General features: G+C 70.1%; 22 protein-coding genes. 15 read left to right on the forward strand and 7 right to left on the reverse strand.

The window, feature by feature from the left end; genetic code table 11:
• Positions 1 to 227 precede the first annotated feature (227 nt).
• Entirely contained in the window at positions 228 to 1088 is an 861-nt protein-coding gene (locus ABFX51_RS28250) for an aldo/keto reductase family oxidoreductase (protein ID WP_091516730.1), read from the reverse strand.
• Between the two features lie 125 nt (positions 1089 to 1213).
• Between ABFX51_RS28250 and ABFX51_RS28255 the strand changes: the two genes are divergently transcribed.
• Positions 1214 to 2092: a helix-turn-helix domain-containing protein gene (locus tag ABFX51_RS28255; protein ID WP_245783435.1), complete on the forward strand. Its 879-nt coding sequence runs from the start codon at positions 1214 to 1216 to the stop codon at positions 2090 to 2092.
• On the opposite strand, the gene ABFX51_RS28260 is transcribed toward ABFX51_RS28255, so the two are convergent.
• The 3 genes from ABFX51_RS28260 to ABFX51_RS28270 are packed head-to-tail and all read right to left on the reverse strand — an operon-like array spanning position 2033 to position 5499.
• Positions 2033 to 2359: a YciI family protein gene (locus tag ABFX51_RS28260; RefSeq protein WP_091516734.1), complete on the reverse strand. Its 327-nt coding sequence runs from the start codon at positions 2357 to 2359 to the stop codon at positions 2033 to 2035. The two genes, ABFX51_RS28255 and ABFX51_RS28260, sit on opposite strands and share 60 nt — an antisense overlap.
• A gap of 30 nt (positions 2360 to 2389) precedes the next feature.
• Positions 2390 to 3391: an LLM class flavin-dependent oxidoreductase gene (locus ABFX51_RS28265; protein ID WP_091516736.1), complete on the reverse strand. Its 1002-nt coding sequence runs from the start codon at positions 3389 to 3391 to the stop codon at positions 2390 to 2392.
• The gene (locus tag ABFX51_RS28270) at positions 3382 to 5499 is read right to left on the reverse strand and encodes a HelD family protein (protein WP_091516738.1); all 2118 of its coding nucleotides are present in this window, start codon (positions 5497 to 5499) and stop codon (positions 3382 to 3384) included. The genes ABFX51_RS28265 and ABFX51_RS28270 overlap by 10 nt, the downstream gene beginning before the upstream one ends.
• 108 nt (positions 5500 to 5607) lie before the next feature.
• Here ABFX51_RS28270 and rsmD point away from each other — a divergent pair, with 108 nt between their 5' ends.
• The 8 genes from rsmD (at position 5608) to mutM (ending at position 10642) form a co-directional block, all read left to right on the forward strand.
• A complete protein-coding gene (gene rsmD, locus ABFX51_RS28275) occupies positions 5608 to 6180 on the forward strand; it encodes a 16S rRNA (guanine(966)-N(2))-methyltransferase RsmD (protein ID WP_091516740.1) in 573 nt (190 codons plus the stop codon).
• A gap of 21 nt (positions 6181 to 6201) precedes the next feature.
• The gene (gene coaD, locus ABFX51_RS28280; RefSeq protein ID WP_091516743.1) at positions 6202 to 6693 is read left to right on the forward strand and encodes a pantetheine-phosphate adenylyltransferase; all 492 of its coding nucleotides are present in this window, start codon (positions 6202 to 6204) and stop codon (positions 6691 to 6693) included.
• Between the two features lie 54 nt (positions 6694 to 6747).
• On the forward strand, positions 6748 to 7164 hold the full coding sequence (locus tag ABFX51_RS28285; RefSeq protein ID WP_091516745.1) for a guanyl-specific ribonuclease: 417 nt from the start codon (positions 6748 to 6750) through the stop codon (positions 7162 to 7164).
• An 89-nt stretch (positions 7165 to 7253) separates the two neighbouring features.
• The gene (locus tag ABFX51_RS28290; RefSeq protein WP_091516747.1) at positions 7254 to 7973 is read left to right on the forward strand and encodes a DivIVA domain-containing protein; all 720 of its coding nucleotides are present in this window, start codon (positions 7254 to 7256) and stop codon (positions 7971 to 7973) included.
• Between the two features lie 53 nt (positions 7974 to 8026).
• Complete coding sequence (locus ABFX51_RS28295) at positions 8027 to 8614, forward strand: YceD family protein (RefSeq protein ID WP_091516749.1); 588 nt, start codon at positions 8027 to 8029, stop codon at positions 8612 to 8614.
• Between the two features lie 71 nt (positions 8615 to 8685).
• Entirely contained in the window at positions 8686 to 8868 is a 183-nt protein-coding gene (gene rpmF / locus ABFX51_RS28300) for a 50S ribosomal protein L32 (protein ID WP_091516752.1), read from the forward strand.
• Between the two features lie 12 nt (positions 8869 to 8880).
• Positions 8881 to 9630, forward strand: a complete 750-nt coding sequence (gene rnc, locus ABFX51_RS28305) for a ribonuclease III (protein WP_091516755.1) — start codon at positions 8881 to 8883, stop codon at positions 9628 to 9630.
• Between the two features lie 145 nt (positions 9631 to 9775).
• Positions 9776 to 10642 carry a bifunctional DNA-formamidopyrimidine glycosylase/DNA-(apurinic or apyrimidinic site) lyase gene (gene mutM, locus ABFX51_RS28310; protein WP_091516757.1) on the forward strand — a complete coding sequence of 289 codons (867 nt, stop codon included), beginning with the start codon at positions 9776 to 9778 and terminating at the stop codon, positions 10640 to 10642.
• Positions 10643 to 11228: 586 nt separating this feature from the next.
• On the opposite strand, the gene ABFX51_RS28315 is transcribed toward mutM, so the two are convergent.
• The 3 genes from ABFX51_RS28315 to asnB form a co-directional block, all read right to left on the reverse strand.
• A complete protein-coding gene (locus ABFX51_RS28315; protein WP_091516760.1) occupies positions 11229 to 11417 on the reverse strand; it encodes a DUF3072 domain-containing protein in 189 nt (62 codons plus the stop codon).
• Between the two features lie 92 nt (positions 11418 to 11509).
• The gene (locus ABFX51_RS28320; RefSeq protein WP_091516762.1) at positions 11510 to 12031 is read right to left on the reverse strand and encodes a YflT domain-containing protein; all 522 of its coding nucleotides are present in this window, start codon (positions 12029 to 12031) and stop codon (positions 11510 to 11512) included.
• A 97-nt stretch (positions 12032 to 12128) separates the two neighbouring features.
• A complete protein-coding gene (gene asnB, locus ABFX51_RS28325) occupies positions 12129 to 13967 on the reverse strand; it encodes an asparagine synthase (glutamine-hydrolyzing) (RefSeq protein WP_091516764.1) in 1839 nt (612 codons plus the stop codon).
• Positions 13968 to 14311: 344 nt separating this feature from the next.
• On the opposite strand from asnB, the gene kdpF reads away from it, so the two are divergent.
• From kdpF to ABFX51_RS28355, 6 genes are read left to right on the forward strand one after another with little or no spacing between them, the layout of a single operon-like run.
• Positions 14312 to 14413, forward strand: a complete 102-nt coding sequence (gene kdpF / locus ABFX51_RS28330; protein ID WP_091516767.1) for a K(+)-transporting ATPase subunit F — start codon at positions 14312 to 14314, stop codon at positions 14411 to 14413.
• Entirely contained in the window at positions 14413 to 16074 is a 1662-nt protein-coding gene (gene kdpA / locus ABFX51_RS28335; RefSeq protein WP_346055468.1) for a potassium-transporting ATPase subunit KdpA, read from the forward strand. Before kdpF ends, kdpA begins: the two co-directional genes overlap by 1 nt.
• Positions 16071 to 18125 (forward strand): potassium-transporting ATPase subunit KdpB, encoded by a 2055-nt coding sequence (kdpB, locus tag ABFX51_RS28340; RefSeq protein ID WP_346055469.1) that lies wholly within the window; start codon positions 16071 to 16073, stop codon positions 18123 to 18125. The genes kdpA and kdpB overlap by 4 nt, the downstream gene beginning before the upstream one ends.
• A 5-nt stretch (positions 18126 to 18130) precedes the next feature.
• Entirely contained in the window at positions 18131 to 18715 is a 585-nt protein-coding gene (locus ABFX51_RS28345) for a potassium-transporting ATPase subunit C (protein ID WP_346055470.1), read from the forward strand.
• A 4-nt stretch (positions 18716 to 18719) separates the two neighbouring features.
• The gene (locus ABFX51_RS28350; protein WP_346055471.1) at positions 18720 to 21239 is read left to right on the forward strand and encodes a DUF4118 domain-containing protein; all 2520 of its coding nucleotides are present in this window, start codon (positions 18720 to 18722) and stop codon (positions 21237 to 21239) included.
• The gene (locus ABFX51_RS28355; RefSeq protein WP_346055473.1) at positions 21236 to 21931 is read left to right on the forward strand and encodes a response regulator; all 696 of its coding nucleotides are present in this window, start codon (positions 21236 to 21238) and stop codon (positions 21929 to 21931) included. Before ABFX51_RS28350 ends, ABFX51_RS28355 begins: the two co-directional genes overlap by 4 nt.
• Positions 21932 to 21933 lie beyond the last annotated feature (2 nt).

A 21933-nucleotide genomic window follows, 5' to 3' on the forward strand; every position in this document is an offset into this window, starting at 1 on the left:
CCCGCCGGACCTCAGCCCGGGCGTGTCGGGCCAGAAACACCGATCTTGAAACAGTCCCCTAATGAGGCTGGGGATCGGTGTGGGGGTGGGTGTGGGCGGTGGGGCCGCTCGCGTTCGCGTCGCCGGGTGCGGTGTGGGCGGTGTGGTGGGTGGGGCCGCTCGCGTTCGCGTTGCCGGGTCGCGGTTGTGTGGGTGGGTGGGTGGGGGTGGGGCCTACCGCCGTTCTCCTACTGTCCGATTCGGTCCAGGGCCTTGAGTTCCTCCTCGGGCAGTTCCAGCTCCGCTGCCTTGATGTTGTCCCGCAGGTGCTCCACCGACGAGGTGCCCGGGATGAGCAGGATGTTGGGCGAGCGGTGGAGGAGCCAGGCCAGCGCCACGGCCAGCGGGGTGGTCCCGAGGCGCTTCGCGACGGTGTTGAGTTCCTCCGACTGCAGCGGGGAGAAACCGCCCAGCGGGAAGTACGGCACGTAGGCGATGCCCTGCTCCGCGAGCGAGTCGATCAGCGCGTCGTCGGTGCGGTGGGCCACGTTGTACATGTTCTGCACGCACACGACCGGTGCGATCTTCTGCGCCTCCGCGATCTGCTCCGCGTTGACCGTGCTCAGCCCGAGGTGCTTGATCAACCCCTGCTGCTGCAGTTCTGCCAGCGCGGTGAACGGTTCCTCGAGTGAGCCGGGTTCGGGGGCGTCGAGGCCACCGACGCGCAGGTTCACCACATCGAGGACGTCCAGGCCCAGGTGCTTCAGGTTGTCGTGCACGGACTGGCGCAGTTCCTCGGGCGAGCGGGCGTGGGGCCAGTTGCCTTCGGCGTCCCGCACCGCACCCACCTTGGTGACGATGTGCAGGTCCGCCGGGTACGGGTGCAGGGCCTCCTTGATGATCTCGTTCGTCACGTACGGGCCGTAGAAGTCCGCCGTGTCGATGTGGTTGACGCCCAGCGCCACGGCCTCGCGCAGCACGGCGACGGCGGCGTCGCGGTCGGCTGGCGGGCCGAAGACGCCCGGGCCCGCCAGCTGCATCGCGCCGTAGCCCATCCGGGCGACTTCGAAGTCGCCGAGCTGGAACGTGCCACCGGGAAGTGTCGTCATGGTTTCCTCTCTCCTTCGGTTGACAGGTCCACTGTGCAACTCGCCCGAGAATGCCTGGTAGAGGCCCTCGATCCTGGGATTGTCAGGGACAGAAACCGGCCCGCAGCCCGGGTTACCGTGGAAGTGTGAGCGGAAACAACCTGCTCGGTGACTACCTCCGAGCGCGGCGCGAGCTGGTCAGCCCCGAGAGCGTCGGCCTGCCCGTCAGCGGGCTGCGGCGCGTCGCCGGGCTGCGGCGCGAAGAGGTCGCCATGCTCGCGGGCATCAGTTCCGACTACTACCTGCGCCTCGAACAGGGCCGCGACCGCAACCCGTCCGTCCAGGTCCTCGAATCGATCGCCCGCGTGCTGCGGCTCGACCAGGACGGCACCGACTACCTGATCAGCCTCGCCGCCCCCAAACCCCGGCGCAGGCGCCCCCGCCGCGAGACGGTTCCCGCCGGCATCGCGCAGCTCCTGGAGGTCATCGGGCTCCCGGCGTTCGTCGAGGGACGGTACTTCGACGTCCTCGCCGCGAACAGCCTCGCCGGCGCGCTGTCGCCCAACCTGCGGGTGGGGGAGAACAGGCTGCGCGCCGTGTTCCTCGACCCCGCCGAGCGGGCGCTGTACCCGGACTGGGAGCACGCGACCGCCCAGCTCGTCGCGGGGTTCCGCGAGTCGGTCGGCAACGACACCGACGACCCCCGTTTCGTGCAGCTCGTCGGCGAGCTGTCCCTGGCCAGCGAGAAGTTCCGGCAGCTGTGGGCACGGCACGACGTCCACCTGCGCGAAGGCGCGCCGACGCGCGTGCACCACCCCCAGGTCGGAGACTTCACGCTGCACCGCGAAAAGCTAGCGATCAGCGGCGCCGACGGGCAGATGCTCGTCGTGTACCACGCCGAACCGGGTACGAGCGATGCCGAGAAGCTCGCCCTGCTGGCCGCATTGGCCAGCTCCGAGCAGGATCTAGGGTTCGAGCGGCCAGACCTCGACAACTCCGTGCGCGACCGCGCAGGGGGTGTGTGAGACGAGGTCGACGGCCTCGTGCAACGACGCCGCCTCGATCACCGCGAAACCGGCGACGGGTAGCGGTGCACGCACGTACGGGCCGCTCTCGGTCTCCACCCCGGTCGCATCGTGGTTGCGCACCTGGACGGGGGTGCCCGCGATGCCCATCAGCACACCGGCCTCGCGCAGCCGCTGGTCGTGCTCGTGCGCGGCGTCACGGACGCGCTGGTCGGTGCGCTCGTAGCCCCCGGAATCGCCGTAGCCGATCGTCACGAATTTCGCCATGACGGAGTAGACCCCGGCCGCCCCCGGAATTCATCGCAGCAGGGCGACCAGCTCGTACGAGCGCACGCGGTCGGCGTGGCCTTGCACCATCGTGGTGAGCATCAGCTCGTCGGCGCCGGTGTCCTCGACCAGCGTCCCCAGCCCCTTGCGCACCGTCTCCGGCGAGCCGACGACGTTGCTCCCGAACCGCTCGTCGAGCAGCTTCCGGTCGGCGTCCGTGTAGTCGTACGCCGCCGCGTCCTCCGGGGTGGGCAGCGGGATCGCGCGGCCGTGGTGCCTGCTCAGGAACCGCAGCCTCATCGGCCCCGCGAGCCACCGCGCCCGCTCGTCCGTCTCCGCGCACACGACCGCCACGGCGAGCATCAGGTACGGCTCGCGCAGCGCCTCCGACGGCCGGAACGACTCCCGGTACAGCCGCACCGCGGGCAGGGTGTTCCGCGCCGCGATGTGGTGCGCGAAGGCGAACGGCAACCCCAGCTCCCCGGCCAGTTTCGCGCTGAACCCGCTCGACCCCAGCAGCCACACCGGCGGCTTGCGGCCGATCGCGGGCACTGCGTGCACCGGGCGCTGCTCGTCCGGCTCGAAGTAGCCCAGCAGCTCGTTCAGCTGCTCCGGGAAGTCCTCCGCGCTCAGCGACGCCCGTGCACCCCGGATCGCCTGCGCCGTGTGCTTGTCCGTGCCCGGCGCGCGGCCGAGGCCCAGGTCGATGCGGCCGGGGTGGAACGCTTCGAGCGTCCCGAACTGCTCCGCCACCACGATCGGCGCGTGGTTGGGCAGCATGATCCCGCCCGAGCCGACACGCATCCGCTCCGTCACCTGCGCCACGTGCCCGATCAGCACCGCCGTCGCCGCGCTCGCCACGCCCGGGCTGTTGTGGTGCTCCGCCAGCCAGTACCGGTGGTAGCCGAGCCGCTCGGCCCGGCGGGCGAGGTCGAGGGTGTTGCGCAGCGCCGTCGCCACGTCACCGCCGCTCGGGACCGGCGCCAGGTCCAGCACCGAAAGCCGCACGTCCGGCGGCAGGCTCACAGCCATTCCCGGTCGGAGGCCACCACCGTCAGCTGCTGCGTCGCGCGGGTGAGCGCCACGTAGAGCACGCGCCGCCCCGTCGTGGATTCCGTGATCAGCTCGGTCGGCTCCACGAGCACCACCGCGTCGTACTCCAGGCCCTTCGAGTCCAGGCTGCCGACGACCTTCAACCGCTCGTCCGCCTGCACCCACCGCTGCACCTCGGGCACGCGGTCCATCGCGCAGATCACGCCGACCGTGCCCTCCACCGCGTCCAGCAGCTCCTTCGCCGCCGCCTGCGTGGACGCCTCGACGCTCGCCCGGTCGACGATCCGCACCTCCGGCTCCAGCCCCGTCGTGCGCACGGCTTCGGGCAGCTCGTCGGCCCCCGCGTGCCCGGCGACGACCTTCGCGGCGAGGTCGAAGATCTCCTTCGAGTTCCGGTAGTTGGTGCGCAGCGTGTAGCGGCGCCGCGGGGTGCGCGGGCCGAACGCCTGGTCACGGGCCTGCGCGGCCTCCTCCGGGTCGGGCCAGGAGCTCTGCACCGGGTCGCCGACGACCGTCCAGCTCGCGTACTTGCCGCGCCGCCCGATCATCCGCCACTGCATCGGCGACAGGTCCTGCGACTCGTCGACCACGATGTGCGAGTACTCGTCGTAGTGCTCGGGCCGGTGGGGGCCCTGCCCCTCGCTGCCGCGTGCCGCGGGCGCCGCGTCCAGCTCGACCGGCTGCGCCCGGCGGCGCCGCTTCGGCGGCGGGCCCACCAGGATGCGCAGCTCGTCCAGCAACGCGACGTCGGCGACCGACCAGTCCCGCTCGCGGTCCGCGAAGGACGCGGCCAGCAGGTCCACCTCGTCGCGCTTGAGCACGCCCTTGCCCGCGCGCGACAGCCGCGCGGGATCGCCCAGCCAGCGCAGGATCTCGCCGGGGTAGAGCACCGGCCACCACACGACGAGGAACCGGTGGAAGTCGATCCGCTCACCCAGCTCGGTGATCAGCTCCGCCCGGTCGACCGTGCGGCCGTCGGCCTTCGCGTTCTCCTCCGCCTTGTCCGCCAGCGCTTCGAGCAGCGTCTCGGCGGCGCGGATCCGGGAGCGGTTCGGCGGGCCGCCGTGGCCGTGCACCTTGCGGCGCACCTTCTCCAGCTCCTTGGTGGTCAGCTTGAGGACCTCGCCGCGGTAGACGATGCGCATCTCGCCCGGCACGTCCGGCGGGGTGTCACGCATCGCCTTGGTCAAGACCTTGCGCATGCGCAGCGAACCCTTGATCGCCGCGAGGGGCGCGGGGTCCTGCCGGGTCGCCACGACGCCGTCGAGCACCTCGCCCAGCGCACGCAGCTCGACGTTCGTCTCACCCATCGACGGCAGTACGCGCGAGATGTAGTTCGTGAACACGCCGGACGGGCCGAGCACGAACACGCCGGCGCCGCCGAGCTGGCGGCGGTAGCGGTAGAGCAGGTACGCGGCGCGGTGCAGCGCGACGGCCGTCTTGCCCGTGCCGGGCCCGCCGGTGATCTCCGTGACGCCGCGCCACGGCGCCCTGATCACCTCGTCCTGCTCGCGCTGGATGGTGGCGACGATGTCGCGCATCTTCTCGCCCCGCGAACGGCCCAGCGCGGCCATCAGCGCGCCCTCGCCGACGATCCGCATGTCCTCCGGCACGGCGTCCGGGATGAGCACGTCGTCGTCCACGTCGAGCACGGTCTGCCCGGAGCAGCGGATGACGCGGCGGCGCACCACGTCCATCGGCTCCTCGGCGGTCGCCTGGTAGAACGCGGCCGCCGCGGGCGCGCGCCAGTCCGTGACGAGGTTGTCGAACTCCGCGTCGCGGATGCCCAGCCGCCCCACGTAGATCTTCTCGTTGCCGACCTGGTCGAGGCGCCCGAACACCAGGCCCTCGTACTCGGCGTCGAGCGTCTGCAGCGTCTGGTTGGCGTGGAACACCATCATGTCCCGCTCGAACAGCATCGACGCCTGCTCGAACACCGCCTCGCGCTGGGCGCCGTGCCCGATCTCGTACCCCTTGGCGCGCATGGCCTCCGCCTGCGCCCGCAGTTCCGCGAGCCGGCTGTAGACGCGATCGACGTGCTCTTGCTCGATGGCGATCTCGGCCCGTCTGACCCGGGGTTCCGACACGCAACGCTCCTACGACTCACTCCCGCAACAGGAAGAACGACTCTACGCGTGCTCCCGGAAGCCTTCACCAAGTCCCGGCCACAAAAACGCGGCTGCGAAGATGGCGGCGTGACCAGGATCGTCGCCGGGCGGGCGGGAGGCAGACGGCTGCGGGTGCCGCCGCAGGGCACGCGGCCGACGTCCGAGCGGGTCAGGGAATCCCTGTTCAACGCCCTGCAGGCCGCCGGCGAGCTCGACGGCGCCCGCGTGCTCGACCTCTACGCGGGCTCCGGCGCGCTCGGGCTGGAGGCGTTGTCGCGCGGCGCGGCGGACGCGGTGTTCGTCGAGTCGGACCGGCGCGCGTTGCAGGTGCTGCGCGGAAATGTGGCGGAACTCGCCCTGGGCGGCGCGGTGCGCGCGGGTCAGGTGGAAAGCGTGCTGGCCCAGCCCGCCGAGAAGCCGTTCGACGTGGTGCTGGCGGATCCGCCGTACGCGCTGGACGCGGGCAGGCTCGGCGCGGTGTTGCGCGCGCTGGCGGACGGGGGCTGGGTCGCCGAGGACGGGCTCGTGGTCGTCGAGCGCGCGCAGCGGGACGGCGAGCCGTCCTGGCCGTCCGGTTTCGAGCCACTGCGGACCATGCGGCACGGCGACACGGCCTTGTACTGGGCCGAGTACGTCACTTCACCGCGCCGCGGGCAGTGAGCACGCGGTAACGTCCGCGCCATGGTGCGTGCGGTCTGTCCCGGTTCCTACGATCCCGCGACGAACGGGCACCTCGACGTCATCGAGCGGGCGAGCAAGCTGTTCGACGAGGTCGTGGTCGCCGTGATGATCAACAAGAACAAGCGCGGGCTGTTCACGATCGACGAACGGCTGTCGATGTTGTCCGAGATCACGGCCGGGCTGCCCAACGTCCGCGTGGATTCGTGGCACGGGCTGCTCGTGGACTACTGCCGTCAGCACGACGTCAAGGCGATCGCGAAGGGCCTGCGCTCGGTCAGCGACTTCGACTACGAGCTGCAGATGGCGCAGATGAACCGCGAGCTGTCGGGTGTGGAGACGCTGCTCATGTCGAACAACCCGCAGTACGGTTTCGTGTCCAGCTCGCTGGTCAAGGAGGTCGCGACCTACGGCGGGGACGTGAAGAACCTGGTCCCGGACGTGGTGTTCGAGCGGCTCACGGCGAAGCTGGCGGAACGTAACTCGGACGGCTGACGACGTTCGTCGGGGATTTCCCCGGCGCTCACCGGACCGGGTTACGGTCCGAAAGTGACCGACAAACCGCGCCGGTTTGTTACCGGCCTGCTCGCCCTGCTGATCACGCTGTTCGCCGGGCTCGGGGCGGCCGCCCCCGCGGCGTCCGCGGCCCCGGTCTCGATCGCCCAGGCGTCGTGCGGCGACACGTCCGGCTTCAGCGTCGTCTCGCTCGGCTCGCTGCCGCCCGAGGCGACGGACACCTACGAGCTGATCCAGCGGGGCGGGCCGTACCCGTACCGTCAGGACGGTTCGGTCTTCCAGAACCGCGAAGGCCTGCTGCCCGCCTGCTCCAGCGGCTACTACCACGAGTACACAGTGGAAACCCCCGGCAGCGACGACCGCGGCGCCCGCCGGATCATCACCGGCGCCGGTGGCGAGTACTTCTACACCGGCGACCACTACGCGAGCTTCAAGCTGATCAACATTTGACACGCCCGGAAGCTCACCTCCCGGCGCTTTCCCCGCTGACCCGGCAAACTGGAACGAGCCAGCGGGGAAGGGCCAGTCAAGGAGTTGCCGTGTACCGGGTGTTCGAGGCTCTCGACGAACTCGTCACGATCGTGGAAGAGGCACGTGGGGTGCCGATGACGTCCAGCTGCGTGGTGCCGCGCGGGGACGTGCTGGAACTCCTCGACGACGTCCGGGACGCGCTGCCGCGCGAGGTCGACGACGCGCAGGACGTGCTCGACAAGCGCGACGAGCTGATCGACAAGGCGCGCGCCGAGTCCGACGCCATGGTCAACGGCGCCCGCGCCGAAGCCGAGACCACGCTCACCGAGGCCACCGAAGAGGCCGAGCGGATGCTGGAGGACGCGAGGGCCCGCGCCGAGCAGATCATGGCCGACGCGCACGCCGAGGCCGAGCGCATGGTCGCCGCCGGGCAGGCCGAGTACCAGAACCTCGTGGAGCGTTCGCGCGCCGAGTCGGAGCGGATGATCGAGGCCGGGCGCGCCGCCTACGAGCGTGCGGTCGAGGACGGCAGGCACGAGCAGGCCAGGCTCGTCTCGCAGACCGAGGTCGTGCAGGCCGCGCACGCCGAGTCGGCCCGCATCGTGGACGAGGCGCACGCCGAGGCCGACCGCCAGCGCGCGGACTGCGACGCCTACGTGGACGGCAAGCTCGCCGAGTTCTCCGAGCTGCTGTCGACGACGCTGCGCACCGTGGATTCGGGCCGCAACCACCTGCGCACCCCGCCGAGCGTCAGCTCCCGCACCCCGCTCTACGACTTCCAGCCCTGAGGCCCGGTACGCTGGTGGGGTTGCCCATCTCACCACGATCCGAGTGCACCGAAATGTCTGACGACAAGATTTCCCTCGACACGCGCAACCCCTGGGTCATCGACACCCGGGAGCTGGGGCGCCGTGCCGGGCTGAGCCGTACCGTCCAGCGGAAGGTGCCCGTGAGCACGGCGCTGGGCGTGCCCGACGTGATCGTCGTGCCCGAGGGTTCCGAGGTCGAGCTGGACCTGCTGCTGGAGTCCGTCGTGGAGGGTGTGCTGGTCACCGGCACCGCCTCGGCGCACACCACCGGCGAGTGCTCGCGCTGCCTCGACCCGGTCGAGGACGACGTCGAGATCGAGCTGACGGAGCTGTTCGCCTACCCCGACTCGACCACCGACGCCACCACCGAGGAGGACGAGGTCGGGCGCCTGGTCGACGACCGGATCGACATGGAGCCGGTGGTGCGGGACGCGCTCGTGCTGGCCCTGCCGCAGGTGCCGCTGTGTCGCGAGGACTGCCCCGGGCTGTGCCCGGAATGCGGGAGCAAGTGGGCCGATCTCGAGCCCGGACACGGGCATGAGACCATAGACCCTCGGTGGGCCGCGCTGGTCGAGCGTCTCGGAGACTCTCCGGCGGGTGGCCCAGACCAGGAAGCTTGACGGGCAGCAGCTCGTGGGCATTGGAAGCAGGCTCGCGCGAGCGAGCAGACCTTGAACGAGGAGATGTAGTCGTGGCCGTCCCGAAGCGGAAGATGTCGCGAGCCAACACGCGCACCCGCCGGTCGTCGTGGAAAGCGGCCCCGGTCCAGCTGGTGCCCTGCCAGAACCGCGCCTGCCGGCAGCCGAAGCCGCAGCACGTGGCCTGCCCGACCTGCGGCCAGTACGACGGTCGGCAGGTCGTCGAGCCCGCCTGAGGCTGACGCGAGATGGGGGGTAAGTCGAAGCCGGGAGGGCCGGCTGCCGACCCAACACCACTACTCGAAGCGCTCGGCGTCAAGTTGGACGCCGAGCTGCTTCGTCTTGCGCTGACCCACCGGTCGTACGCCTACGAGAACGGTGGGCTGCCGCCGAACGAGCGGCTGGAGTTCCTCGGTGACGCCGTGCTGGGGCTCGTCGTCACCGACCACCTGTACCGCGAGCACCCGGACCTGCCCGAGGGGCAGCTGGCGAAGCTGCGGGCCAGCGTGGTCAACATGCACGCGCTGGCGGGGGTCGCGCGCGGCCTCGGCGAGGGCGGGCTGGGTGCGCACCTGCTGCTCGGCAAGGGCGAGGAGCTGACCGGTGGCCGGGACAAGGCGAGCATCCTCGCCGACGGTCTCGAAGCGATCATCGGTGCGGTGTACCTGGCGCACGGGATCGAGGCCGGGCGCCAGCTCGTGCACCGGTTGTTCGACCCGCTGCTGGCGGAGGCCCCGTTGCGGGGCGCCGGGCTCGACTGGAAGACGAGCCTGCAGGAGCTGACCGCGTCGGCGGGGCTCGGGGTGCCGGAGTACAAGGTCGAGGACACCGGTCCGGACCACCGCAAGGAGTTCAGCGCCACGGTGCTGGTCGCGGGGCGGGATCTCGGGCACGGGGACGGCACCACGAAGAAGGAAGCGGAGCAGAAGGCCGCCGAAGCGGCGTGGCGCGCGCTGAACGACGAGCTGAAGCCGCAACAGGAAGCGTCCGCGGACTAGCGGAAGCGCCGGGTGTCCGGTTCGCGTCGACCGGTGCGTCTTCGGGGCCACCACCAGGTCCGGGATGAAGACCTTGTGCACGACACGGGCGATTGCAGTGGCGTCAGCGCGGTTCCGCCTTCGGTGGGGACAGTAACCTGGAGGGGTGCCGGAACTTCCCGAGGTCGAGGTCGTGCGCGCCGGGTTGCAGGCGCACGTGGCGGGGCGCGTCATAGCGCGGGTCGAGGTGCTGCACCCCCGGGCGATCCGGCGGCACGCGCTGGGCCCGGAGGACTTCACCGGCAGGCTCGCGGGGGCCCGGATCGAGGCGGCGCGGCGGCGCGGCAAGTACCTGTGGCTGGAGCTGTCCGACAAGGAGGCCATCCTCGCGCACCTGGGCATGAGCGGGCAGATGCTCGTCCAGCCGGAGGGCGCGCCCGACGAGAAGCACCTGCGCGTCCGAGTCCAGTTCGACGACGACGGGCCGGAGCTGCGGTTCGTCGACCAGCGCACCTTCGGCGGTCTCGCGCTGGCCGATCTCGTGGCCACGGACGGCGAACTGCTGCCGACCCCCATCGCCCACATCGCACGTGACCCGATGGACCCCGCGTTCGACCCGAAGCAGGCCGTGCGCGCCTTGCGTTCCCGCCGCACGGAGGTCAAGCGGGCGCTGCTCGACCAGACCCTGGTCTCCGGAGTGGGCAACATCTACGCCGATGAGGCGCTGTGGCGGGCGAAGCTCCACTGGTCCCGCCCCACGGAGAAGCTCACCAACGCACAGGGGACAGCCCTCCTGGAAGCGGCAACCGAAGTCATGGGTGAAGCGCTACAGGCGGGCGGCACGTCCTTCGACGCCCTGTACGTCAACGTGAACGGCCAGTCGGGCTACTTCGACCGCTCCCTCAACGTCTACGGCCAGGCAGACCGCCCCTGCACCCGCTGCGGAACCCCCATCCGCCGAGAACCCTTCATGAACAGGTCCTCGTACTACTGCCCGAAATGCCAACCACGGCCACGGACAAACCGGAAGTAGCCACAACCACACACAGCGGACACCCGGCAACGCAACGGAAGCGGCCCCACCGCCCACACCCACCCCCGCGCCGATCCCCAGCTGTGAACACTCAAGGATCGGGGCGGGGGGCCGCTCGAGCAGGGCGCTCCGCGCCTGGTGAACCCCGGTACCCGGGCACTCAGGCGAGCAAAGAGAAAAGAAAAAAGAATGCCTCGCCGGCGGGCAATACCGCTAAGTTTAGGCGAGTTTCCGCAGCTCAGAGGCGTTTGGAGGCGTCGCCCACAGAGCGGTCACACCCCGACAGAACAGTTGCCTCAATTGAAGATTCCCCTCAACCGCAACGGCGACTGTCTCAAGTGGAGAACCGCCTAACCGGCGGGAACGACTGAACAGAGCCTCCGGTAACGCCCTGACCAGGTAAAACGTACTAACTTAGCGGTATTGGCCGGCGGGCAGGCTCCAGGATGATGGACCCCAAAGGGATCTCACCTCGGGCAGGTGGTCGAGTTGAGTGATCATCCCGTCGCCTGCGGTTGGTGCCTATCGCCCGGTGTCAGGCGACGGGATGATCACCCAACTCTCGGGGGTTCGGGGGCCTACGCCCTCACGCCCCTCGCCCCGTCTTCTGCTGCAACTCGTCGATCAGCTTCGACGCGTCTGCCTTCGAAAGGTTCTCCGGTACCTCCACCTGTGCCTCCTGGGCGAGGGTGTGCAGGTACGAGCGCTGCGGGCCCGTCATCGGCTCCTCGCCCGTGGTCCAGTCTTCGGGATCCTTCTCCGGGTTTTCGCTCATGTGTTCCCAGTACCCATCCTGTCCGCGAGCCAATCCTGGCGGACACGACGAGGGCCCCGCGCCGGTCGACGCGGGGCCCTGGGACGGGAGGATCAGCTGTTGAGCGCGCTGCGGGCGGCGAGGTTGGCCAGCAGCTCACGGCCGCGCTCGGCGGTACGCGGCTGGCTGAGCACGTCGTACCTGCGGGCCACCAGCTGGCTGTGCGAAACGAAGTCGCGACGGCCACGGGTGGCTCCGTAGCTCACGGCCGCGAACACCATGCTGAACGCGACGCCGGCGACGAGCCCGATCAGGATCGGCAGGAGGCCGGCCCCGGTGCTGAACATGCTCAGCAGCAGGCCGACGAACAGGCCGAACCAGGCGCCGGACATCGCGGCGCTGCCGAGCACCCTGCCCCAGCTGAGCTTGCCGGCAACGCGTTCGACGAGCATCGGCTCGACGCCGACGATCGTGACGTCCGCTACCGGGAAGTCGTTGTCGGCAAGGTGGTCGACGGCCCGCTGGGCTTCCTCGTACGAGGCGTACGACCCGATGGGCCAGCCGGTCGGCAGCGTCGGCAGCTGCGGGGTGGCGGGGGCGTTGCTGAAAGCGGTCTGCGTGAAAGCTTGGGTCATCTCTCTCACCTCTCTACCCCCATCAACGCACGCCCCGCCCCCGTTGTGCCTTATGCCGGGATTTCACAGCTGATTTTCAGGGTGTGGCCCGCACCACCTAACCCAGCTGCAGCTCCGGCCGGTACAGGTCGAACCAGTGGTGCAGGTCGAGCGTGCGGTCCAGGCCGTGCCGGACGACCGTGCTGATCTCACGCGGGTCCGTGCCGACGGCCTCGGTCAGCCAGTTCCGGTCGATCAGCTCGAACACCGGGCTGTCGTGCTGTGCGAGCACCTCCTTCGCCTGCTGCTGCAACGCTTCCGCGTACCCCGGGTCCTGAGTGGACGGATACGGGCTCTTCACCCTGTCCACGACGGACTGCGGCAGCACGTGCTTCGTCGCGTGGCGCAGCAGGCTCTTTTCCCTGCCGTCGAACGACTTCAGCGACCACGGGGTGTTGTAGACGTACTCGACGAGCCGGTGGTCGCAGAACGGCACGCGCACCTCCAGGCCCACGGCCATCGACGCGCGGTCCTTGCGGTCCAGCAGCATCCGCACGAAGCGCGTCAGGTGTAGGTGGCAGATCGTGCGCATGCGCTGCTCGAACTCGCTCGCCCCGTCCAGGTGGTCCACCTTCGCGACCGCACTGCGGTACTGGTCGGCGACGTAGTCGTCGATGGCCAGTTTCGCGCTGACGTCGGCGCGCAGCACGTTCGTGCGCTCGTGCAGGCCCGTCTGGAACGCCAGCCACGGGAACGTGTCCGCGGTGCGCGCGTTCTCGTCGTGGAACCACCGGTAACCGCCGAACACCTCGTCCGCGGACTCACCCGACAGCGCCACCGTGGACTCGGCCCGGATCGCCTTGAACAGCAGGTACAGCGACGTGTCCATGTCGCCGAGGCCCGCGGGGATGTCCCGCGCCCTGATGACCGCGCGCCGCACGTCCGGGTCCGTCAGGGCCTTCGGGTCGAGCATGACGTCCTGGTGCGCCGAGCCGACCAGCTGCGCGACGTCCCGGATGAACGGCGAGTCCGGCGTGTCCCGCATCTCGTCGGGCTTGAAGTTCTCCTCCTGCCCGAAGAAGTCCACGGAGAACGTGCGCAGCTGCTCGCCCTGCTCCTTCAGGTGCGCGGCGGCCAGCCCCGTGACGGCGCTGGAGTCGAGCCCGCCCGACAGCAGCACGCAGCGCGGCACGTCGGCGACGAGCTGCCGGTGCACGATGTCGGTCATCAGCTCGCGCACGCGCGCGACGGTGGTCTCCTGGTCGTCGGTGTGCTCGACGGCGTCGAGCCGCCAGTACGTGTGGGTGTGCACGCCGTCCCGGTCGACGCGCACGATCGTGCCCGGCTCGACCTCGTGCATGCCCTGCCACAGCGACCAGCCCGGCGTCTTGACGAACGCGAACAGCTCACGCAGCCCGTCGGCGTCCACCACACGGCGGGCCAGCGGGTTGGCGAGGATCGCCTTCGGCTCGGAACCGAACAGCACCCCGTCACGGGTGGGGTAGTAGTAGAACGGCTTGATCCCCATGCGGTCGCGGATCATGACGAGCTTCTCGTCGCGGGCGTCCCAGATCGCGAACGCGTACATGCCGTTGAGGTGGTCGGCGACGGCCTCGCCCCACTGCAGGTAGCCGTGCAGCACGACCTCGGTGTCGCTGTCCGTCTCGAACTCGTGCCCCAGGCCCGCGAGCTCGGCGCGCAGCTCGGTGAAGTTGTAGGTCTCGCCGCTGTAGACCATGGCGACCTCGCCGTTCGGCGTGCGCACCGACATGGGCTGGCGGCCGCCCGGCAGGTCGATGATGGCGAGCCGGCGGTGTCCCAGCGCGGCGTGCGGCGCGATCCACGTGCCCTCGTCGTCGGGACCCCGGCACGACATGGTCTCCGTCATCGCGTCGAGGGTTTCACGCCGCTGGGTGAGGTCGGCGTCGAACGACACCCAGCCGGTGATACCGCACATGGTCTGCCTCCCGGTTTGCTTAGCTAGTACAACTATGTAACACAGTGGTAACACGCGAGTGCTTCTGGTGTCTGCGCGATATGTCCGGAGTGCCTGACTGGATTACGCGTGGTGTGCGGAGTCTCACGTGCAGTCAAGAACGCGTAAATGCCGCGCCCAGGCGCGTCAAGAGGCCGTCAGCGCAGGTCAAGTCCGCACGCGCCGGGCCGCACAGTGGTCGCCGGGCGGTCACCGGACCCGGTGACCCACACAGGAAGGTGCGAAGTGGCGGACCTGCTGTACGCCGTGCTGTTGATCGCCGTGTTCGCGGTGCTCGCGCTCACGCTGCGCGGTTTGGAGAAGCTGTGACCGGAACGTCCGTGGTGGCCAACGTCGTCGGTGGCGTGCTGGCACTGGGGTTGATCGTGTACCTGTTCCTCGCGTTGATCAGGCCGGAGAAGTTCTGATGAACGATCTGTCCGCCGGCCTGGTCCAGGTCGGCATCCTGGTGGTCGCACTGGCGGTGGTCTACAGACCGCTGGGCGACTACATGGCGCGGGTCCTGTCCACGGACAAGCACCTGCGCGTCGAACGCGGGCTGTACCGCCTCTTCCGCGTCGACCCCGGCGCCGAGCAGCGCTGGCCCACCTACGTGATGGGCGTGCTCGCGTTCTCGTTCGTGTCCGTGGTGTTCCTCTACCTGCTGCAGCGCCTGCAGGCCTTCCTGCCGCTGAACTTCGGCAGGGGAGCGGTGAGCCCCGGCGTCGCGTTCAACACGGCGGTCAGCTTCGTCACCAACACGAACTGGCAGTCCTACGTGCCGGAAACGACCATGGGCCACGTCGTCCAGATGGCCGGGCTGACCGTGCAGAACTTCCTGTCGGCCGCCGTCGGGCTGGCCGTGGCGGTCGCGCTGATCCGCGGGTTCGTGCGCTCGCGCACCGACCGGCTCGGCAACTTCTGGGTGGACCTCACCCGCGGCACCGTGCGGATCCTGCTGCCGATCTCGTTCGTGTTCGCGATCGTGCTGGTCGCGCTCGGCGTGGTGCAGAGCCTGCACTCGGGCGTCGCGGTGACGAACCCGGGCGGCTCGCAGAGCACGATCGCGCTCGCCCCGGCGGCGAGCCAGGAGGCGATCAAGGAACTCGGCACCAACGGTGGCGGCATCTTCAACGCCAACTCCGCGCACCCCTTCGAGAACCCCAACGCGTGGACCGATCTCATCGAGATCTTCCTGCTGCTCGTGATCCCCGTTTCGCTGACGCGCACGTTCGGCACGCTCGTCGGCAACCGCAGGCAGGGCTCCGTGCTGCTGTCGGTGATGAGTCTGCTGTGGACGTTCGTGCTCGTCGTGACCTGGTGGGCGGAGACGCATCCGAACGGCCCGACGGCGTTGCTGGCCGGGGCCAACCTGGAGGGCAAGGAACAGCGGTTCGGGATCGGCGCCTCGTCGCTGTTCGCCACGAGCACCACCGGCACCTCGACGGGTGCGGTGAACTCGATGCACGACAGCTTCAGCGGGCTCGGCGGCGGAATGCCGTTGCTGCACATGATGTTCAGCGAGGTCTCGCCAGGCGGTGTCGGCACCGGGCTGTACGGGATCCTCGTGCTGGCGATCATCGCGATGTTCCTCGCGGGGCTGATGGTCGGGCGCACGCCCGAGTACCTGGGCAAGAAGCTCGGCAGGCGGGAGGTGACCGCGGCCGCGATCTCGATGCTGGCCATGCCGACGGTGCTGCTGCTCGGCGCGGGCACCGCGTTGCTGCTGCCCGGCACGACGGCGGCGATGGGCAACAGCGGCCCGCACGGGCTGTCCGAGGTGCTCTACGCCTACACCTCGACGGCCAACAACAACGGCAGCGCGTTCGGCGGGATCACCGTGACGAACGGCTGGTTCCAGTCCTCGTTGTCGGTGGCGATGCTGATCGGCCGGTTCGTGCCGATCGTCGCGACGTTGTGCCTCGCCGGTTCCCTCGCCGCGCAACGCAAGGTGCCCGAAACCAGCGGCACCCTGCCGACGACCGGGCCGCTGTTCGGTTCGGTGCTCGCCGGCACCATCCTGCTCGTCGCGGCGCTGACGTTCATCCCGGCGCTCGCTCTGGGTCCCATCGCGGAGGCAATGGCGTGACCATCACAGAAGAAAAACCCGCGCCCGTGCAGGAAACGGGCGGTCGCGTCGCCGGGGGTGTGTTCAGTCCGCGGCAGCTGCTGGTGTCGCTGCCCGAAGCGGTGCGCAAGCTCAACCCGCGTCACCAGGTGCACAACCCCGTGATGTTCGTGGTGTGGGTCGGTTCCGCGCTGAGCACCGTGTTCGCGATCGCGGACCCGAGCGTGTTCACCGTCCTCGTGGCGCTGTGGCTGTGGTTCACCGTGGTGTTCGCCAACCTCGCCGAGGCCGTCGCGGAAGGGCGGGGCAAGGCGCAGGCGGAAACGTTGCGGCGCACCAAGAAGGAGACCGTCGCGCGGCGGCTGACCTCCTCCGGCGCCGAGGAGCGCGTGCCCGGGGTCGAGCTGAGGATCGGTGACCTGGTCGTCGTCGAGGCGGGGGAGACGATCCCGGGCGACGGCGACGTGGTCGAAGGGATCGCGACCGTCGACGAGTCGGCCATCACCGGCGAGTCCGCGCCGGTGATCCGCGAGTCCGGCGGCGACCGCTCGGCCGTCACCGGCGGTACCACCGTGTTGTCCGACCGGATCGTCGTCAAGATCACGACGAAGCCCGGCGAGACGTTCGTGGACCGGATGATCGCGCTGGTGGAGGGCGCTTCCCGGCAGAAGACGCCGAACGAGATCGCGTTGACGATCCTGCTTTCGACGCTCACGATCATCTTCCTGCTCGCCGTGGTGGCGCTGCAGCCGATGGCCGGGTACTCGGGCAGCCGGCAGTCGGTGATCGTGCTGACGGCGTTGCTGGTGTGCCTGATCCCGACCACGATCGGGGCGCTGCTGTCGGCGATCGGCATCGCCGGGATGGACCGGCTGGTCCAGCGCAACGTGCTCGCCACGTCCGGCCGCGCGGTCGAGGCCGCCGGTGACGTGTCCACGCTGCTGCTCGACAAGACGGGCACGATCACCTTCGGCAACCGCAGGGCGACCGAGCTGATCCCCGTCGGCGGCGCGAGCCGTGACGCGCTGGTCGAGGCCGCGCGGCTCGCCAGCCTCGCCGACGGCACGCCGGAAGGCCGCAGCATCGTCGAGCTGACCGGGCCCGCCACCGGTGAGCCGGGCGGCGAGTTCGTCCCGTTCACCGCGCAGACCCGGATGAGCGGCATCGACCTGCCGGGACGCCGGATCCGCAAGGGTGCCGCGGGCGCCGTGCGGGCGTGGGTGCGGGATCAGGGCGGCGACTTCCCCGACGAGGCCGACCGCGTGGCCGACGAGATCGGTCAGCAGGGCGGCACACCGCTCGTCGTGGCCGAGGTCTCGGGCGGGAAGGCGTTCGTGCACGGCGTCATCCGGCTGTCGGACGTCGTGAAGCCCGGCATGCGCGAGCGGTTCGGCGAGCTGCGGGCGATGGGCATCAAGACGGTGATGATCACCGGCGACAACCCGCTCACCGCACGCGCCATCGCCGAGGACGCCGGGGTGGACGACTACCTCGCCGAGGCCAAGCCCGAGGACAAGATGGCCCTGATCCACAAGGAGCAGGAGGGCGGGCGGCTCGTCGCGATGACCGGCGACGGCACGAACGACGCGCCCGCGCTGGCCGCGTCCGACGTCGGCGTCGCGATGAACACCGGCACCATGGCGGCCAAGGAGGCCGGCAACATGGTCGACCTCGACTCCGACCCGACGAAGCTCATCGAGATCGTCGAGATCGGCAAGCAGCTGCTCATCACGCGCGGGGCGCTCACCACGTTCTCCATCGCCAACGACCTCGCGAAGTACTTCGCGATCCTCCCGGCGATGTTCGTGGCGATCTTCCCGCAGCTCGCGGGGCTGAACATCCTGCACCTGCACTCGCCGGAGTCGGCGATCCTGTCCGCGGTGATCTTCAACGCGCTGATCATCGTGGTGCTCATCCCGCTCGCGCTGCGTGGCGTGCGGTACAAGCCGTCGAGCGCGTCCTCGCTGCTGCGGCGCAACCTCCTCGTGTACGGGGTCGGCGGCATCGTGACGCCGTTCCTCGGCATCTGGCTCGTGGACCTCGTGGTCCGCTTCATACCGGGAATCGGGTAGTGCTCATGAAGGTCTGGTTCAAGCAGATGGGCGCGGGACTGCGCGTGCTGCTGGTGTTCACGGTGCTGCTGGGGGTGGTCTACCCCCTGGGCGTGTGGGCGGTGTCCCGGATCCCGGGCCTGGAGGCACGCGCGGAGGGCTCGGTCGTGACCGTCGACGGGAAGGCGGTGGGGTCCTCGCTCATCGGGATCGACCCGGTGCCCGCCGACCCCGCGCGGGACCCGTACTTCCACACGCGGCCGTCGGCGACGGGCGACCCGTCGACGTCGGGCGGCTCGAACCTGGGCGGCTTCAGCGACAAGCTGGTCCAGCAGGTCCAGGAGCGCAAGGCCGCCATCGCCCAGCGGGAGGGCGTGTCGCCGGACGCGGTGCCCGCGGACGCCGTGACGGCTTCGGGGTCGGGCGTCGATCCGACGATCAGCGTGGCCTACGCCGAGCTGCAGGTCCCGCGCGTCGCCCGCGTGACGGGGCTGCCCGAGGCGCAGGTGCTGGAGCTCGTGCGGCAGCACACGACCGGCTACGGCATCGGCGTGCCCGGGGTGAACGTCCTGGAACTCAACCTCGCCGTGGCCGCCGCGGAGGCACACTGAGGACGTGGACGAACAACAGGAGCGGCCGCGCCGGGGTGAACTGCGCATCTACCTCGGCGCGGCTCCTGGCGTCGGCAAGACCTTCGCCATGCTCGGCGAGGCTTGGCGCCGCAAGGAACGCGGCACCGACGTCGTGGTCGGGCTCGTCGAGACGCACGGCCGGAAGAAGACCGCCCAGCTGCTCGACGGCATGGAGGTCGTGCCGCGCCGCCACGGCGTCTACCGGGGCGGCGAGTTCACCGAGATGGACGTCGAGGCCGTCCTCGCCCGCGCTCCGGAAGTGGCCATTGTGGACGAACTCGCGCACACGAACATCCCGGGTTCCCGGCACGAGAAGCGCTGGCAGGACGTGGAGGAGCTGCTGGAGGCGGGCATCGACGTGCTGTCCACGGTGAACGTGCAGCACCTGCAGAGCCTCAACGACGTGGTGGAGAAGATCACGGGCGTGCCGCAGCAGGAGACGGTGCCGGACGAGGTGGTGCGCAAGGCCGAGCAGGTCGAGCTGGTCGACATCACGCCGGAGGCGCTGCGGCGGCGCCTCGCCCACGGCAACGTGTACCCGGCGGAGCGCATCGACGCGGCGCTGAGCAACTACTTCCGGCCCGGCAACCTCACCGCGTTGCGGGAGCTGGCGCTGCTGTGGGTCGCCGACCAGGTGGACGGGGCGCTCCAGCGGTACCGCGCCCAGCAGCGCATCACGGAGACGTGGGAGACGCGGGAGCGCGTCGTGGTGTCGGTGACCGGCGGGCCGGAGAGCGAGACGCTGATCCAGCGCGGCAGCCGGATCGCGGCGCGGGCGGGGGCGGAGCTGCTGGTGGTGCACGTCCTGCGGGGCGACGGGCTGACCGGCGTCGGGCCGGCCGAGATGGGGCGCTTCCGCAAGCTCGCCGAGGACCTCGGCGCCACGTTCCACACCGTGGTCGGCGACGACGTGCCGACCGCGCTGCTGGACTTCGCCCGCGGGGTGAACGCGACGCAGCTCGTGCTCGGCACGTCCCGGCGATCGCGGCTGGCGAGGCTGTTCGACCAGGGCATCGGCGCGACGGTGGTGCAGCGGTCGGGTGCCATCGACGTGCACATGGTGACGCACGAGGAGGCGGGCGGGCGGTTGCGGAACCTGGTCAACCGCAGCCCGATCGCGGCTTCGCGGCGGGTGTCGGGCTGGGTGCTCGCGCTGCTGCTGCCCGCGGTGGCCACGGCCATCGGCGCGCTGCTGCGCAGGGAACTCGACTTCTCCACCGACGTCGTGGACTACTTCCTCGCCACCGTCCTGGTGGCGCTGGTCGGCGGGCTCGGGCCGGCGCTGCTCGCGGCGTTCCTGTCGGCCGGGCTGCTGAACTTCTTCTTCACCGAGCCCTTCTACACGCTGACCGTGCACGCGCAGAGCAATGTGATCACGCTCGTGGCGATGGTCGTCGTCGGTGTGCTGGTGGCGCTCGTCGTGGACACCGCCGCGCGGCAGGGGAAACTGGCGGCGCAGGCGCGGACGGAGGCCTCGCTGCTGGCGTCGTACGCGAAGACGGTGCTGACCAACACGGCGCCGTTGCCGCGGTTGCTGGAGAAGGTGCGGGAGAACTTCGGGCTGGAGGCCGTCAGCCTGGTCGAGAAGCGGGACGGCGTGTGGCACCGCGTGGAGGAGTGCGGCCCGAACCCGTGTGGCGAGCCCGACGAGGCCGATGTGGACGTTCCGGTGACGGCGGATGTGCACCTGACGTTGCGCGGCAGGGCCTTGCCCGCAGCGGACCGCCGGGTGCTGGAGGCGGCGGCCGGGCAGGCGTTGCTCGCGTTGCGGCAGCAGCGCCTGGCGGCGGCGACGGCGCGGGCGGAGCGCAAGGCGGAGGCGACGGAGCTGCGGACGGCGTTGCTGTCGGCGCTGGGGCACGACCTGCGCACGCCGCTGACCTCGATCAAGGCGTCGATCGGGAGCCTGCGGGCGCAGGACATCGAGCTTTCGCCGGAGGACACGGAGGAGCTGCTGGCCACGGCGGAGGAGTCGACGGACCGGCTCGCGGGCCTGGTGGACAACCTGCTGGACTCGTCCCGCCTCGCGACGGGCGCCGTGCGGCCGCAGCTGCGCCCGGTCGGGTACGACGACGTGGTGGCCCATGCTCTGTCTACTGTGGACAATTCGGAGTCGGTGGTGGTGTCGGTCGACGCGCGCCTGCCCGCGGTGCTGGCGGACCCGGGGTTGCTGGAACGGGTGGTGGCGAACGTGATCGACAACGCGCTGCGGCACGGGCGCGGTCCGGAGCCGGTGCAGGTGCGGGCGAGCACGCACGCCGAGTACGTGGAGCTGCGGGTCATCGACCACGGGCGAGGGCTGAAGAAGGGCGCGAGCGATTCGGCGTTCGCGCCGTTCCAGCGGTTGGGGGACAGGGACAACACGCCGGGGATCGGGCTGGGCCTGTCGGTGGCGAAGGGGTTCACCGAGGCGATGGGTGGCACGATCAGGGCGGAGGACACGCCGGGTGGCGGGCTGACGGTGGTCGTCTCGCTGCCGGCCGCGCGGGAGGGGCAGCGATGACGGCGGCGAAGGTACTGGTGGTCGACGACGAGCCGCAGATCGTGCGGGCGTTGCGGATCAACCTCGCGGCGAGGGGCTACCAGGTGATCACGGCGCACGACGGCGCGGCGGCGCTGCGGGCGGTCGCGGATACCAAGCCTGATGTGGTGATACTGGACCTCGGGTTGCCGGACATGGACGGCAACGAGGTGATCGCGGGCCTGCGTGGCTGGACGACGGTGCCGATCATCGTCCTCTCGGCCCGCAGCGATTCACCGGACAAGGTGCAGGCACTGGACGCGGGCGCGGACGATTACGTGACCAAGCCGTTCGGGATGGACGAACTCCTGGCGCGGTTGAGAGCGGCCGTCCGGCGATCAGCGGTGTCCACATCGGACGAAGTGGAGGCCGTGGTGAAAACCGAGGCGTTCACGGTCGATTTGGTGGCGAAGAAGGCGGAACGCGATGGTCAGGAGGTGCACCTGACCAAGACCGAGTGGGGCGTGCTGGAGCTGCTGGTGCGCAACCGGGGCAGGCTGGTGTCGCAGAAGCAGCTGCTGAGGGAAGTCTGGGGCCCGACGTACGAGAACGAGACCCACTACCTGAGGGTCTACCTGGCCCAACTCAGGCGAAAACTGGAACGGGAACCAAGCCGCCCTGTCCCGCGTCAAGAATCTGGCTCAGTTTTCTTGGATGAAAGTTGTGCTTGTTGATC

This window comes from Amycolatopsis dongchuanensis, from assembly GCF_039542405.1.
Classification (GTDB): domain Bacteria; phylum Actinomycetota; class Actinomycetes; order Mycobacteriales; family Pseudonocardiaceae; genus Amycolatopsis_E; species Amycolatopsis_E sacchari.